This window comes from Curtobacterium sp. PhB128 (assembly GCF_004340725.1).
Classification (GTDB): domain Bacteria; phylum Actinomycetota; class Actinomycetes; order Actinomycetales; family Microbacteriaceae; genus Curtobacterium.
Genome location: NZ_SLUR01000008.1, coordinates 55,538 through 69,906, shown reverse-complemented (window position 1 = coordinate 69,906; position 14,369 = coordinate 55,538). Strand labels below are relative to the sequence as shown.

The following is a 14,369-nucleotide window of genomic DNA, read 5'->3' as shown; positions in this document are numbered from 1 at the left end:
CCGACTGCCATGCCCCTACAGCGTGGACTGCCCGTCGGCGGCCGTCAGCGCGTTGTCGACGGCGGAGCGGACGAGCGCACCGAGCACCCGGCCGGGGTGGTCCACACCGATGCCGGAGAGCGTGCCCGCCGACTGGTCCACGATCGCCGTCGAGAAGCTCACGGCGGCGCGGACGGCGTCGGCGTAGGCGGGCCGGTCCCCCTCGGCGATGACGAACGGCTCGGCGCCCATCTCGACCACCAGGGCCTGCGCGATCGGCAGCACGGGCGAGGGAGCGGTGACCGCGCAGTAGGCGTCACGGAGCCGCGACAGGTCGACGCTGGTGCCGGTGAACGCCATCGCGGGGTGGATGGCGAGCGGGATGGCGCCGGCCGCCATCGCGGGAGCGAGGATGCCGACGCCGTGGTCCGGGCTGGTGTGCACGACGAGCTGTCCGGGCTGCCAGATGCCGGCGTCCGCCAGGCCCTGCACGAGTGAGGCCAGCTGGTCGTCCGGCACGGCGAGCAGCACGAGTTCGCTCCGCTCGACCAGGTCCGGCGTCGCGAGCACGGGAGCGCCGGGCAGCATCGCCTCGGCGCGGTCACGGCTCTCGGCGGACACGGCGGTCACGCCGACGACCGCGTGCTCCGCGTTCGCGAGTGCGGCGCCGAGCACGGGTCCGACCCGTCCGGCCCCGACGACGCCGACGCCGAGGCGCCCGGCCCTCATCGGACGGCCCCGGTGGGCGGGACGTCGCTCCACCCCGGGCCGGGAGGCACGGTGCCGGGCCGGTGGTCGGCGTCGGGTCCGGCAGGGGCTCCGGTCCCGGGCCACGGCACGTCCGCAGCGTGCCTGGCGGACGCGGGACGGGCCTCCCGTTCGCGCCACCGGTGGGACGTGTCGACCGCAGCGGCCTCGACGGCGCGGTGGGTGGTCTCGGACCACAGACGCTGCGCGTCCCGTGCGTCGAGCGCACCGACGCGGGCCGAGACCGGCCCGGCGACGGTGTGCACGTGGACGGCGGCGAGCCGCAGGGCACGCTCGAGCGGACCCTGCTCGACCTTGACGCTCTGCACCCGGGGCAACGGCACGATGACGAGCGACCGCCAGACGGCGCCGAGCCGGAGCAACACCGCGCCCTGCACGAACCGGTACCCGTTGCGCCGGAACGCGAACGGCCGGAGCCACGCACCGCGGCGCGGGGAGTGCACGAAACCACCTTCGTCGCCGCTCGTGGTGAGGCTGTCGTCGACGACGCTGACGGCCTCGGCGGAGCCTTCCCGCAGGGCCTCTTGCGACGCCTCGGGGCCGGCGACGGCAGTGCCGACCAGGCCGGGCAGGATGATGTCGAGGACCTCGCGGACGTCGGCCGCGGTGCCGACGGGCAGCACGATGGCGGAGGCCTGCTGGTTGCTCGACGCCCCGTTGCCCGCGTTCGTCGCACGGTTGATCCGGACGTCCCACCAACCGAACGGGCGCCAGAGCAGCGGCTGCGCGACGCTGACGGCGTGGATGCGGCCCGGGGGCAGCGTCTCGTTCGAGGTCGAGACGAGCCCGAACCCGATCCGGATGCCGTCGCGGGTCTCGGCGATCGTGTACTGCAGCGACCGCGAGAACTTGCGGACGTAGTAACTGCCCGCACCGATCACGGCGGGGAACAGGCCGAACAGGATCCCGTACTCGCCGGTGAGCGCGACACTGACGATCATCGCCGCCACGGCCAGCAGGATGAAGACGGTGGTGCCGGAGAGCAGCATCGACGCGATCAGCCGGCCGGGCTTCACCTTGACGATCCGGGTGGCCTGCACCGCGGCGGGGTCGAGCTCGGGCGAGAACATCTCGTCGACGCGGTCCTGCAGCACACCGTTCGACGCGCGCGCCGGACCACTGCCACGGTCGTCGTCCTTCGCACCCGAGGCGAGCACGAGGATGCGCAGCCGCAGGTCGTCCGCGGCCTTCACCCCGAGGTAGGCGAGCTGCACGTTGGCGTCGTTGCCGGCCTGGGCGATCTCGAGCTTCGCCGTGCCGAACACCCGCGGGATGAGCGGACGCGAGATGTTGATGCCCTGGATCCGGTCGAGCCGGGCCTTGCGGTGGTTCCGGAACAGCACGCCCGAGCGGACCTCGACGATCTCGCCGGTGACCCGGAACTCGTGCATGCGCCAGGACAGGTAGAAGAGCCCGATCAGCACGAGCAGGAACACCGCGACGCCGAGCAGCACCCAGCCGACGACGCCGTGCTCGTAGACGTAGCGGACGGGGTCGCCGTCCTGCTGCTCGCCACCCGGGATGAAGAACTCGACGAGCTGGTCGCGCAGGCTGTTCAGCACGTAGCCGAGGATGACGATCAGGAAGATCCCGCCCTTGAGCAGCGGGGTCAGCGGGTGCAGGCGGTGCCACTCGCCGTCGGTCAGGGGCGCTGCGGCAGCGGCGTTCCCACGCGTCGGCGGGGCGGGCGGCGGCGGGCCGGGTCGGAAGGTCACCGCGACCCCCTACAGCCCGGCGCGGCGGGACTCGGCGAGCTCGACGAGCCGGTCGCGCAGTTCGTCGGCGTCGGTCGCGGGGATGCCGGGGATGCGGACGTTCGTGGCGGCCGCGGCGGTCACGAACTTCAGCTCGCTCATGCCGAGCGCCCGGTCGAGCGGACCACGTGCCACGTCGACGAGCTGCATGCGTCCGTACGGCACCGCCGTGAAGCGCTGCCACATCAGGCCGCGGCGGACCACCAGGTCGTCGTCGCGCAGGGCGTAGCCGATCGCACGGACCCGGCGGGGCGTCAGCGCCGCGGTGACGAGCGTGATGACGAGCACCGCGATGCCGATGAGCAGCCAGACCGTGCCGGCGCCCGAGCCGAAGCCGTCGTTCACGACCCCGATCAGGACCAGGCCGGCGGTCACCACGAGGCCGATCACCAGGGTCGTGATGAGTTCGGTCCACACGAGCTTCGCGGACACCCTCGTCCAGTCGATGCCGGTCAGGCCGAGGCCCGGCTCGTCGAGTCGTTCACGCGCCATCGCGGGCCTCCAGTGGGTGTGCTCGGGTCAGTTCGCCGTCGTGCCGGGTGCGCTCGGGTCAGTTCGCCGTCGTGCCGTTCCGGGGGTCGCCCGGCTCGTCGTCGTCGCCCGGAGGAGCGATGCACATGCGCTCTGCCACGAGTGCGCAGACCGTCAGCACGATCCCGCCCCCGACGGCGACCACGTTCGGCAGGGTCGAGCCTAGCGAAGGCGTCACCGAGCGGGTCAGGAGGTACACGACCAGGCCGATCGCGAAGCCGCCGAACAGGACGCCGCAGATGCTCGAGGCCTTCGCCAGCACCACCACGCGCGTGGCGTAGAGCGGGTCGACCGGGCGCTGCCGGCCGGCGCCCTCGCGGGCGTGCCGGCGGACGGGACGCGCCATGAGCACGACGGCGACGCCGATGAACGCGAGCGTGATGCCGAGCGGCACGGCGAGCAGCAGCGTCGGCGACTGTCGCGACGCGAGCACCGCGTCGAACGCGAAGCCCGCCACCGCGGTCACGACGGCGATGCTGAGCAGGGTGGAGGGACGGGTCGGCTTCACGGCTGGGTCACGTTCCCTTCGGTGGTGGCCCGGGAGGCGCGGGGCACGTCCGCGAACAGGCGCGGCTCGTCGACGCGCTCGGTGTCGTCCCCCACGGCGGCGAGCAGGTCGGCCACCGGCCCGGCGCCGGGCAGGACGGCCGCGGGGTCGGCGTCGAGCCACGGTGCGAGCACGAACGCCCGCTCGGCGGCACGGGGGTGCGGGACGGTGAGCGTGGCGGTGTCGATGCGCAGGTCGTCGACGGCGACGACGTCGAGGTCGAGGGTCCGGTCGCCCCAGCGGACGTCGCGGGTGCGGCCGTGCTCGTCCTCGATGCCGTGCAGTGCGTCGAGGAACGCCTGCGGCTCGAGGTCGGTGTCGACGACCACGACGGCGTTGCGGTACCGCGGCTTGGTGTCGTCGCGGCCGTCCAGGGTCACGGCGACCGACTCGACCTCGTGGCTCGACGCCACCGGGTGGACCCCGGGCAGCGCGGCGACCGCTCGGGCGGCGGCGCGGAGGGTGCTCCCCCGGTCACCGAGGTTGGCGCCGAGCGCGACGACGACGCGGCTCACTCTTCTTCCTCGTCCGGCACGGTCGCCCCGCGGGCACGGCGGATGGTGATCGAGACGTCCGTGAACGGCACGGTGATGGGTGCCTGCGGCTTGTGCACGGTGACCTCGGTCGCCAGGGCCGCACGGTGGGTGAGCACCGCGGCCGCGATGCGCTCCGCGAGGGTCTCGATCAGGTCCACCGGGTCGCGTTCGATCTCGGCGACGACCTGCTCGGCGAGCACGCCGTAGTGCACGGTGGCGTCGAGGTCGTCGCTGCCCGAGGCCGCGCGGGCGTCGAGCTCCACGGCGACGTCGACGACGAAGTCCTGACCGTCGGCACGTTCGTGGTCGAAGACCCCGTGGTGGCCGCGGGCACGGACCCCGACGAGGCGGATGGTGTCGTTCACGAGCGAGCTGCCCTCCAGGCGTCCCAGACGTCGAGCACGGCACGGGTCGGTGCCGGGTCGTGCACGCGCACCCCCCACGCGCCGCGTTCGGCGGCGAGCAGGCTGATGGCGGCGGTGGCGAGGTCGCGGTCCTTCGGCGGGGCGCCCTCGGGGCTGCCCACTCCGTCCAGGAACCGCTTGCGTGATGCGGCGACGAGCACCGGCAGGCCGATCGAGGCGAACCGTTCGTAGCCGGCCAGGATCTCCCAGTTCTGCACGCCCTGCTTGGCGAAGCCGAGGCCCGGGTCGATCACGACCTGTTCCTGGCGCACCCCGAGGACGATGAGCTCGGCGACCCGCATCTCGACCTCGCGACGGACCTCGTCGACGGCGTGCACGTACTCGGCGTTGCGGTACATCCGGTCGCTGTGGCCACGCCAGTGCATGACCACGAACCCGGCCCCGGTCGACGCGACCACGCGGGCCATGTCCGGGTCGGCCAGGCCGCCGGACACGTCGTTGACGATCGCGGCCCCGAGTTCGACGGCCCGTTCGGCGGTCGAGGCGTTCATCGTGTCGACGCTCACCGGGATGCCCTCGGCGACGAGCTGTCGGACGACCGGCAGGACGCGCTCGTGCTCGACCGGCACCGGCACGCGCTCCGAGCCCGGCCGCGTCGACTCCCCACCGACGTCGATGATGTCGGCGCCCGTGGCGACGAGGTCACGCGCGTGCTGCACGGCGGCGTCGTAGGCCTGGTGCAGCCCGCCGTCGCTGAACGAGTCGGGCGTCACGTTGAGGATGCCCAACACCCGCGTGCGGTCCGGTGTCGGACCGCCGCGGGTGTCGAGCCGACGAGCACGTCTCGTCGGCAGGTCGGTCATGCCGGCCCCCTACGCCGGGGCGATACCCGGGTTGCCGAAGGGGCGACGACGGGGCTTCGAGGTCGACTCGCTGTCCGACTGGTCCGCTGCGGTGGCGGCGGCCTGCCCTGGCACGTCGATCGCGGGCAGGTTGCTCACCGGACGCTTGTCGCTGGAGAGCCACTGCGGGCGCTCCGGCAGCTTGCGGACGTCCTTGAAGATCTCCACGAGCTCCGGGGCGTCCAGCGTCTCCTTCTCGAGGAGCTCACCGGCAAGGCGGTCGAGGATGTCGCGGTTGTCGTTGAGCACCTGGTAGGCCTCGTTGTGCGCGGCCTCGAGCAGCGCACGGGTCTCGGCGTCGACGGTCTGCGCGATGTTCTCCGAGTAGTCGCGCCCGGTCCCACCGCTCATGTCACGGCCGACGAACGGCTCGCTCGACCCGGAACCGAGCTTGACGGACCCGACGGCCTGGCTCATGCCGTACTCGGTGACCATCTTGCGGGCGGTGCCGGTGGCCTTCTCGATGTCGTTCGAGGCGCCGGTGGTGGGGTCGTGGAACACGATCTCCTCGGCGACGCGTCCACCCATGGCGTAGGTGAGCTGGTCGAGCAGCTCGTTGCGGGTGACCGAGTACTTGTCCTCGAGCGGGAGCACCATCGTGTACCCGAGGGCACGGCCGCGCGGCAGGATCGTGATCTTGGTGACCGGGTCGGTGTGCCGCATCGCCGCTGCCGCCAGGGCGTGGCCGCCCTCGTGGTACGCGGTGATCAGGCGTTCCTGGTCGGACATGATCCGGGTCCGACGCTGCGGGCCCGCCATGACGCGGTCGACGGCCTCGTCCAGCGCACGGTTGTCGATGAGCTGCGCGTTCGACCGGGCGGTGAGCAGCGCGGCTTCGTTCAGGACGTTCGCCAGGTCGGCGCCGGTGAAGCCCGGCGTCTTGCGGGCGAGCAGCTCGAGGTCGACGCTCGCGGCGAGCGGCTTGCCCTTCGCGTGCACCTCGAGGATCTGCTTGCGGCCGGCCATGCCCGGGGCGTCGACACCGATCTGGCGGTCGAAGCGGCCCGGACGCAGGAGCGCGGGGTCGAGCACGTCGGGGCGGTTCGTCGCGGCGATGAGGATGACGTTCGTCTTGCCGTCGAAGCCGTCCATCTCGACGAGCAGCTGGTTGAGCGTCTGCTCCCGCTCGTCGTTGCCGCCGCCGATGCCGGCACCACGGTGACGACCGACGGCGTCGATCTCGTCGATGAAGACGATGGCCGGCGAGTTCGCCTTGGCCTGCTCGAAGAGGTCACGGACACGGCTCGCACCGACACCGACGAACATCTCGACGAAGTCCGAACCGGAGATCGAGTAGAACGGCACACCCGCTTCGCCGGCGACGGCGCGGGCGAGCAGGGTCTTGCCGGTTCCGGGAGGGCCGTACAGCAGCACGCCCTTCGGGATCTTGGCGCCGACGGCCTGGAACTTCGCCGGCTCCTTCAGGAACTCCTTGATCTCGTGGAGTTCCTCGATCGCCTCGTCGGAGCCCGCGACGTCGGCGAACGACACCTGCGGGTTCTCCTTGTTGTTGATCTTGGCCTTCGACTTGCCGAACTGCATGACCTTCGAGCCGCCGCCCTGGGCGCTCGAGAGCAGGAACCAGAACAGGGCACCGATGATCAGGAAGGGGAGCAGGACGCCGAGGAGCGACAGGAACCAGTTGCCCGTGTTCACGTGGTCGTCGTAGCCCTTGGGCAGGTTGGCGTCGTTGACGGCCTGGATGACCTCTTCGCCACGGGGCGTGGAGTAGTAGAACTGCTCCTGCTTGTCGCCGTCGCGGGTGATCATGTCGACCCGCTGCTCGGTGGAGTTGACGATGACGGACGAGATCTTGCCGTCGGCGAGCTGCTCGAGGCCCTTCTGGGTGCTGACCTCGGTCGTGCTGCCCTGGCTGATGACGCTCCAGCCGATGAAGATGCCCGCCAGCGCGATCAGCACGTAGAGGTACGGGCCGCGGAAGATGCGCTTGAAGTTCATGTGATCCGGGCGCGAGTGCCCGACACCTTTCTCTGCCGAAGTTGCGTGCAGGTCAGCATACGGCCGCGATTCTGTGGCGAGAATGGGTGTCCTCTGCGGGCGAACTCAACCCGAGGCAAGTACCCCCTGGACGGGTTACGAGTACACGTGCGGCGCCAGGACGCCGACACCGCGCAGGTTCCGGTAGCGCTCGTCGTAGTCGAGGCCGTAGCCGACCACGAACTCGTCGGGGATGTCGAAGCCCACGTACTTGACGTCGACCTCGACCTTGGCGGCCTCGGGCTTGCGCAGCAGGGCGACGATCTCGACGCTCGCGGCGCCGCGGGACTGCAGGTTCTGCTTGAGCCAGGACAGCGTCAGACCGGAGTCGATGATGTCCTCGACGATGAGGACGTCGCGGCCGTGCAGGTCGGTGTCGAGGTCCTTGAGGATCCGCACCACACCGGACGACTTCGTGCCGGAGCCGTACGACGACACCGCCATCCAGTCCATCCGTGCCTGCATCTTGAGGTGCCGCGAGAAGTCGGCCATCACCATGACGGCACCCTTCAGGACACCGACGAGCAGGGGGTCGCGGCCCGCGTAGTCGGCGTCGACGACCGCCGCGAGTTCGGCGAGCTTGTCGTCGATCTGCTCGGGGGTGAAGAGGACTTCGGACAGGTCTGCCTGGACGTCGGAGAGTTCCACCGGTCCAGCCTAACCGGCACTGAACGACAGGCGGTCACCGGATCGCGACGCCCGGACGCCCGGCAGGTCGATCGGCCCCTGTCCGCTCCAGTCGGTGACGAGCCGGCAGACCTCGAGCGTCTGCACGCGCGACAGCGTCACGCCGAACTCGCTCTCCACCGCCAGGCGCACGAGTCGCTGCCGGAGCGCCGGCGGGTTCGCCCCGAGCGCCCGGACGGACAGGGAGATGCCGGCCTCGGAGTGCTCGGCGATGTCCTCCGCCAGTTCCTCGGCGAAGTGGTCGAGTGCCGCCGAGTCCTCGCGCAGCTGGTCGGCCGTGCGCGCCAGCGCCTCGGGCACCCCGGCACCGAGCTCGCGCTCGAGCACCGGCATGAGGGTGTTCCGCACGCGGACACGGGCGTAGGCCGCGTCGTCGTTCTGCGGGTCGTGCCACGGCGCCAGCCCGGCGGCGGCGCACGCCTGCCGCGTCGCGTGCCGACGCACGGTGAGCAGCGGGCGGCCGTAGGCCGGCCCCTGGTCGCGCCGTGCGAGCGGCAGCATGCCCGACAGGCTGTCCGGCCCGCTGCCGCGCAGCAGGCCCAGCAGCACCGTCTCGGCCTGGTCGTCCAGGGTGTGTCCCAACAGCACGAGAGGCGACCCGGTGGCGGACGCGACCTCGGCGATCGACGCGTGGCGGGCCTCCCGGGCGGCGCCCTCCGGACCACCGTCGGAGCCGACCGCGACCCTGCGGACCTCGACCGGGTCCAGACCCAGCTCGGATGCCTGCCGGGAGGCGCGGCTCGCGACCGCCTCGGAGCCCGCCTGGAGCGCGTGGTCGACGACCACTGCCCCGGCTCGGAGCCCCTGCCTGCCCGCCTCGAACGCGGTGGCCGCGGCGAGCGCGAGCGAGTCCGGTCCGCCGCTCAGCGCGACCAGCACGAGGTCACCCGCGGTGACGACGCCGTCGTCGAGCGCGGTGGCGAGCAGGTCGCGGACCGCCAGGCGGGTCTCGGCGACGGCAGGGTCCAGCCGGGGACGCGGAGAGTTCACCCGGTAACGTTAGCCGCGCTCTCGGGACCACCGACAGCCCCACCGACACACCAGGAGTACAGACATGGCCGCGTACGACGTCGTCGTCGAGATCCCCAAGGGCAGCCGCAACAAGTACGAGGTGGACCACGAGACCGGTCGTGTCTACCTCGACCGCGTGCTGTTCACGTCGTTCGTCTACCCGACCGACTACGGCTTCTTCGAGAAGACCCTGGCCGACGACGGCGACCCCGTGGACGCGCTGCTGCTCCTCGAGTTCCCGACGTTCCCCGGCGTGGGTGTCAAGGTCCGTCCGGTCGGCGTGTTCAAGATGAGCGACGAGGCCGGCAAGGACGAGAAGGTCCTCGTGGTCCCCGCGAAGGACCCGCGCTGGACGCACATCCAGGACATCTCGGACGTCGACGAGCAGACGAAGGCCGAGATCGCGCACTTCTTCGAGCGCTACAAGGACCTCGAGCCGAACAAGTGGGTCAAGGCCGAGGGCTGGGGCGACGCCGCCGAGGCCGAGGCGATCGTGCAGGCCGGCCAGAAGGCCTACGTGCCCGCTGGTCACTGACGCTTCCGGACGCCGAACGGCGCCTGCTCTCCATCCGGAGGGCGGGCGCCGTTCTGTGTTCGTGGGGTGCTTTGCCGTGCGGTGTCGGGAGGGGTCGGGGGCGTACCTGGTGGAAACGGGCGTACCTGGTGCTCTGATCCGGGCAGGTATGCCCGATCCCGCTTGCTACCGCAGCCGTTCTGGGAAAGACCGGGCTGCGAGCTACAGGGAGCCGCTCGGGCGGGCGACGTAGGGCAGGAGCTGGCTGGGGGTCCAGACCGCGCGCTCGACCACGCCGACGCCCGGTCGGGCCGCCTCGACCATCATCCCGTTGCCGGTGTAGATCGAGTCGTGGTAACCGCCGGAAGCGGTTCCGTTCGACGAGTAGAAGAGGATGTCGCCGGGCTGGCGCTGCGAGAGCGGCACGAGGCGACCGATCGAGCCGAAGTAGTTGTACTGCCAGACGACGTTGTGCCCACCGGTCGCGATGCCCTGCGAGCTGTAGGCCATCATGACGAGGCCGGAGCAGTCCCAGGTGCTCGGGCCGGCACCACCGAGGACGTAGGGCTTGCCGAGCTGCCCGCGGGCGTACGAGATCGCACCGGCGGCCTTCGAGGGGCTGCTCGGGGCGGGTGCCGGAGTGCTGGGCGCCGGGGTGCTCGGCTTCGACGGCGTCGGCGTGCTCGGCTTGGCGGGAGCCGGGGCGGGCGCGGGAGCGGGCGCCGCCGGCGTGCTCGGCTTCGACGGGGTGCTCGGGCGCGACGGGGTGGTCGTGCCGCTGCCGCTACCGCCGCCGGTGCTCGGGTTGGCGGTCGAGGTGTTGCCGTTGCTGGTGCCGCCGCTGGTGCCGTTGTCGGTGCTGGTGCCGCTGCCGCTGCCGCTGCCGCTGCCGCTGGCCGTGCCGGTGCCGCTGCTGCTCGTCTGGGCCGCCAGGGCGGTCTCGGCCGCCTTGGCCTGCTGCGCACTCCAGTACGCACTCTCCGTCGCGACGCTCGTGCCCTTGAGGTACGCGAGCTGACGGAGGACCTCGTCCTGCTGGTCCTGCTGCTTCTGCACCCGGGCCTGGGCGTCGGCGGAGACGTCGTTGGCGGTGGCGAAGGCGGTCTTCGTCGCCTCGGTCGCCTTGCTCAGCGCCGTCGTGGCGACGGACTGCTGGTCGGCGAGCGAGTCCACGGTCTTCTGGTCGGAGCGGGCCTGGGCGAGGATCGTCGCCGACCGCTCGGACAGGTGCGACATCGTGCCGACGCGGTAGAGCAGGTCGCCGGAGTCCGAGGCGTCCGTGAGCATCGTCGTCGACAGGTCGCCGCCGCCCGTGCGGGACAGCTCGACGACGAGCGCGGCCACCTGGCCCGCGGAGTCGTCCGCCTTGCCCTTGGCCCGCTTCGACTGCGCGGACAGGTCGGCGAGGGTGTCCTTCGCCTCCTGCTGCTGCGAGGCGGCGAGGGCGTACGCCTGCCCGGCCTGCTGCTCGACGATGCCGGCGCGGTCCGCGGCGGCCTGCAGCGAGGTCAGCCGGTCGCTCAGCTCGTCCACCGTCTGCTGCGCGTCGGCGGCATCCGACTTCGCGGCCTTGACGTCGTCCCAGGACGGTGCCGACGGCGCGGCCTGGGCGGGTCCGGCGATGACGACCGACAGTCCGATGCCGAGCACGGCGACGGTGGCGATCCCGCAGGAGAACGAGCGAGCGGACAGGGTCATGGCGGGGTCAACGCATCCCGGCTGCGCTGATGCTCATACCGAGATCCCCCGCGCTGCCATGAAGGGGACCGGGTCGACGGCAGCACCGTTGATCCGGGTCTCGAAGTGGAGGTGGCACCCGGTCGACCAGCCGGTCGAACCGATCTTGGCGATCTGCTGCCCGGCGGTGACGTGCTGGCCGCTGGCGACCATGATCCCGCCGTCGACGATGTGGCCGTAGGCCGTCGAGATGCCGCCGCCGTTGTCGAGGATGACCTCGTTGCCGTAGCCGCCGCCGTTGCCCGCGAAGGTCACGGTGCCGTCGTGGGCCGCGTAGATCGGGGCGTAGCAGGCGGGAGCGAGGTCGACCCCGGCGTGCAGTGCCGTGTAGTGCGTGTACGGGTCGACGCGGATGCCGTAGCCGCTGGTCTGGAAGCCGCCGGCCGGACGGACCCACCCGGCAGAGTTGGCCGTCCCGCCACCGGTACCACCTTGGCTGGTCGCCGCGGCCTTCGCGGCTGCCTTGGCGGCAGCAGCGGCGATGCGGGCCTGTCGGGCCTTCTCGGCGGCGACGCCCTTGCGGTAGTCGGCCTCGACACCGCGCTGCTTCGTGGTGAGAGCGGTCAGCTGGGCCTCGAGCCGCGACTCGTTGTCGTTCTGGGCGTCGACGGCGGTCTGCGCCGCGTCGGCAGCACCCTGCGCCTGCTGCATCTTCGACTGGGCCGCGTCGGCGAGGTCGCCCAGCGCCGCCTTTGCCTTGTCCGCCTTGTCGGCCTGCGCCTGCGCGGTGCCCCGGTCCTGCGACGCCTGCGAGTAGATGCCGTCGGCCTGCTCGCTGAGCTTCGACATGGCGCCGAGCTCGTAGAGCAGGTCACCGGAGTCCGAGGGGTGCGTGAGGATGTCGGTCGTCACGTCGTTGGCGCTGGCCCGACCGAGCTGCGCGGCGAGCTGACCGGCCTGCTCCTCGGACTGTGCGGCGGTCTGCTCGGCGTCGTCCGCCTGGGACTGGAGCGTCTTCTGCTCGAGGGTCGCCTCGTCGTACTTGTTCTGTGCCGCCTGGTAGGCCTCGCCGGCGGCCTGTGCGGCCTTCTGCTTCGCAGCGGCCTCGGACTTCAGTGTCGAGATGAGCGACTTGATCTCGGTGACCTTCGCCTGCTGGGCACTCGTCGAGGACTTGGCCTTCTGCACCTCGGACCAGCTCGGGTAACTCGCGGCACTGGCCGACGTCGCCGGGGCGAGGACCGCGAGGGTGCTTCCGGCGAGCGCGACGGCGACCGCGGCGGCGACGAGGCGGCTGCGGTTGCGGAGGGAGAGCGAAGGTGAGGTCGACATGTATCTCGATTTCGTAACAGCGCGGCAAGGCTCACGCACGTAACACTGTTAACAGACGCAACAGTAACAACAGGTGTCGCAGCCCCACAGCCCCTCGGACGAGGGGCGTGGAGCCGGTGACGATGCTCGCACCGCAACCTCGACACCCGGTGCCGGGCGGGCGCGACACGCCGGGGATTCCGCGGGAACGCGGCCCGATTTGCGAACCCCCGGGGGCATCCGTATGCTTGTCCATCGGTAGCGCGAAGCACCACTTGCGGCCCTATCGTTTAGTGGCCTAGGACACCGCCCTTTCACGGCGGCAGCACGGGTTCGAATCCCGTTGGGGTCACTCTCCGAGTGAGCGAGCAAGTAGTACTGAGCAACACCACAGCAATTCAACATGGCCCTGTAGCGCAGCTGGTTAGCGTGCCGCCCTGTCACGGCGGAGGTCGCGGGTTCAAGTCCCGTCAGGGTCGCCACGGCTGGATAGCTCAGTTGGTAGAGCGTTCGACTGAAAATCGAAAGGTCCACGGATCGATGCCGTGTCCAGCCACCGGTGAAGGCCCCCTGCTTCGGCAGGGGGCCTTTTCCGTTGTCTGAGCCGTCTGGCCCGGGTCGGCGCTAGGCCTCGCGGGTCTTCGGGCTGCTGTCGTTCGTCTTCGCCGGGTCACGCTCGACCACGGCACCGAGGGCGTCGTCGATCCGGGTGAGCAGCTCCGCCGGGATCGTGACACCGGCAGCGCCGGCGTTGTCGTGCACCTGCTCCGGACGCGACGCCCCGATGATGGCGCTCGCGACGTTCTCGTTCTGCAGTACCCAGGCGACGGCGAGCTGTGCCATCGACAGGTCGAGCTCCTTCGCGATCGGCTCGAGCTCCTGCACCGAGGACAGCACCTCGTCGCGCATGAACCGCTTGATCATGTCCGCGCCGCCCTTGTCGTCGGTGGCGCGTGAGCCCTCGGGCAGCGGCTGACCCGGCTTGTACTTGCCGGTCAGGACGCCCTGGGCGATCGGGGACCAGACGATCTGCGAGATGCCGAGCTCCTTCGAGGTCGGCACGACCTCTTCTTCGATGACCCGCCACAGCGCCGAGTACTGCGGCTGGTTCGAGATGAGCTGGAACCCGAGGTCCTTGGCCAGCGCGGCGCCGGCACGGAGCTGCTCCGCGGTCCACTCGCTCACGCCGACGTACAGGACCTTGCCCTGGCGCACGATGTCGGCGAAGGCCTGCATCGTCTCCTCGAGCGGGGTCTCGTGGTCGAAGCGGTGTGCCTGGTAGAGGTCGACGTAGTCGGTCTGCAGGCGGCCGAGCGAGCCGTCGATCGACTCGAGGATGTGCTTGCGAGACAGCCCGGTGTCGTTGTGCCCCTTCGGCCCGGTCGGCCCGAACACCTTCGTGGCGATCTCGAGCGACTGGCGACGCTCCCCCTTGAGGGCTTCGCCGAGGACGGTCTCCGCGCCGGTGTTGGCGTAGACGTCGGCGGTGTCGAACGTCGAGATGCCCACGTCGAGGGCGGCCCTGACGCAGGCGATGGCCGCATCGTTCTCGACCTGGGATGCGTGGGTGAGCCAGTTGCCGTAGGTGATCTCGGAGACCTTGAGGCCCGAGTTGCCGAGGTAGCGGTACTCCATGTGCGTGTCACTCCTGTCGTGGCCGCGTCGGTGCGGCTCGACCCGTGACGGTAGTCCCCAGGTCGGAGCCAAAGCACAGCGGTCCTCCCCCGACCACACGTCCGCGGTTTTCGAGGAACCGGGCACATGATCGGTATGGACCTCGAAAAGATGA

Annotated in this window: 14 protein-coding genes and 3 tRNA genes; 4 read left to right on the top strand and 13 right to left on the bottom strand. The window is 71.0% G+C overall.

Annotated features, from left to right (window positions below; genetic code table 11):
• Positions 1-15 precede the first annotated feature (15 nt).
• The 10 genes from EDF23_RS14250 to tilS form a co-directional block, all read right to left on the bottom strand.
• Complete coding sequence (locus EDF23_RS14250) at positions 16-708, bottom strand: Rossmann-like and DUF2520 domain-containing protein (RefSeq protein ID WP_165901135.1); 693 nt, start codon at positions 706-708, stop codon at positions 16-18.
• Entirely contained in the window at positions 705-2,462 is a 1,758-nt protein-coding gene (locus EDF23_RS14245; RefSeq protein WP_131922008.1) for a PH domain-containing protein, read from the bottom strand. Before EDF23_RS14245 ends, EDF23_RS14250 begins: the two co-directional genes overlap by 4 nt.
• Positions 2,463-2,471: 9 nt before the next feature.
• Positions 2,472-2,993 (bottom strand): PH domain-containing protein, encoded by a 522-nt coding sequence (locus EDF23_RS14240; RefSeq protein ID WP_131922007.1) that lies wholly within the window; start codon positions 2,991-2,993, stop codon positions 2,472-2,474.
• Positions 2,994-3,051: 58 nt separating this feature from the next.
• Complete coding sequence (locus tag EDF23_RS14235; RefSeq protein WP_111086937.1) at positions 3,052-3,540, bottom strand: DUF3180 domain-containing protein; 489 nt, start codon at positions 3,538-3,540, stop codon at positions 3,052-3,054.
• Positions 3,537-4,094: a 2-amino-4-hydroxy-6-hydroxymethyldihydropteridine diphosphokinase gene (folK, locus tag EDF23_RS14230; protein WP_123339201.1), complete on the bottom strand. Its 558-nt coding sequence runs from the start codon at positions 4,092-4,094 to the stop codon at positions 3,537-3,539. The genes EDF23_RS14235 and folK overlap by 4 nt, the downstream gene beginning before the upstream one ends.
• Positions 4,091-4,480: a dihydroneopterin aldolase gene (gene folB, locus EDF23_RS14225; RefSeq protein WP_123294543.1), complete on the bottom strand. Its 390-nt coding sequence runs from the start codon at positions 4,478-4,480 to the stop codon at positions 4,091-4,093. Before folB ends, folK begins: the two co-directional genes overlap by 4 nt.
• Complete coding sequence (gene folP / locus EDF23_RS14220) at positions 4,477-5,343, bottom strand: dihydropteroate synthase (RefSeq protein WP_207895504.1); 867 nt, start codon at positions 5,341-5,343, stop codon at positions 4,477-4,479. Before folP ends, folB begins: the two co-directional genes overlap by 4 nt.
• Positions 5,344-5,352: 9 nt before the next feature.
• Entirely contained in the window at positions 5,353-7,341 is a 1,989-nt protein-coding gene (gene ftsH, locus EDF23_RS14215) for an ATP-dependent zinc metalloprotease FtsH (RefSeq protein ID WP_123294542.1), read from the bottom strand.
• 135 nt (positions 7,342-7,476) lie between these two features.
• Positions 7,477-8,028 (bottom strand): hypoxanthine phosphoribosyltransferase, encoded by a 552-nt coding sequence (gene hpt / locus EDF23_RS14210; RefSeq protein WP_111086933.1) that lies wholly within the window; start codon positions 8,026-8,028, stop codon positions 7,477-7,479.
• Between the two features lie 9 nt (positions 8,029-8,037).
• Positions 8,038-9,057, bottom strand: coding sequence for a tRNA lysidine(34) synthetase TilS (tilS, locus tag EDF23_RS14205; protein WP_131922006.1), 1,020 nt, complete (start codon positions 9,055-9,057; stop codon positions 8,038-8,040).
• Positions 9,058-9,121: 64 nt separating this feature from the next.
• Between tilS and EDF23_RS14200 the strand changes: the two genes are divergently transcribed.
• A complete protein-coding gene (locus EDF23_RS14200; protein ID WP_123294540.1) occupies positions 9,122-9,613 on the top strand; it encodes an inorganic diphosphatase in 492 nt (163 codons plus the stop codon).
• Between the two features lie 201 nt (positions 9,614-9,814).
• Here the strand turns inward: EDF23_RS14200 and EDF23_RS14195 are convergent, their stop codons facing one another.
• Positions 9,815-11,290 carry an NlpC/P60 family protein gene (locus tag EDF23_RS14195; protein WP_131922005.1) on the bottom strand — a complete coding sequence of 492 codons (1,476 nt, stop codon included), beginning with the start codon at positions 11,288-11,290 and terminating at the stop codon, positions 9,815-9,817.
• A gap of 33 nt (positions 11,291-11,323) precedes the next feature.
• Positions 11,324-12,601 carry a M23 family metallopeptidase gene (locus tag EDF23_RS14190; RefSeq protein ID WP_131922004.1) on the bottom strand — a complete coding sequence of 426 codons (1,278 nt, stop codon included), beginning with the start codon at positions 12,599-12,601 and terminating at the stop codon, positions 11,324-11,326.
• A gap of 258 nt (positions 12,602-12,859) precedes the next feature.
• Here EDF23_RS14190 and EDF23_RS14185 point away from each other — a divergent pair.
• From EDF23_RS14185 to EDF23_RS14175, 3 genes are all read left to right on the top strand, one after another.
• Positions 12,860-12,932, top strand: a tRNA-Glu gene (locus tag EDF23_RS14185).
• Positions 12,933-12,985: 53 nt separating this feature from the next.
• Positions 12,986-13,062, top strand: a tRNA-Asp gene (locus EDF23_RS14180).
• A 1-nt stretch (position 13,063) separates the two neighbouring features.
• Positions 13,064-13,136, top strand: a tRNA-Phe gene (locus EDF23_RS14175).
• 68 nt (positions 13,137-13,204) lie between these two features.
• Here the strand turns inward: EDF23_RS14175 and EDF23_RS14170 are convergent.
• Positions 13,205-14,215: an aldo/keto reductase family protein gene (locus EDF23_RS14170; protein WP_131922003.1), complete on the bottom strand. Its 1,011-nt coding sequence runs from the start codon at positions 14,213-14,215 to the stop codon at positions 13,205-13,207.
• Between the last annotated feature and the right edge of the window lie 154 nt (positions 14,216-14,369).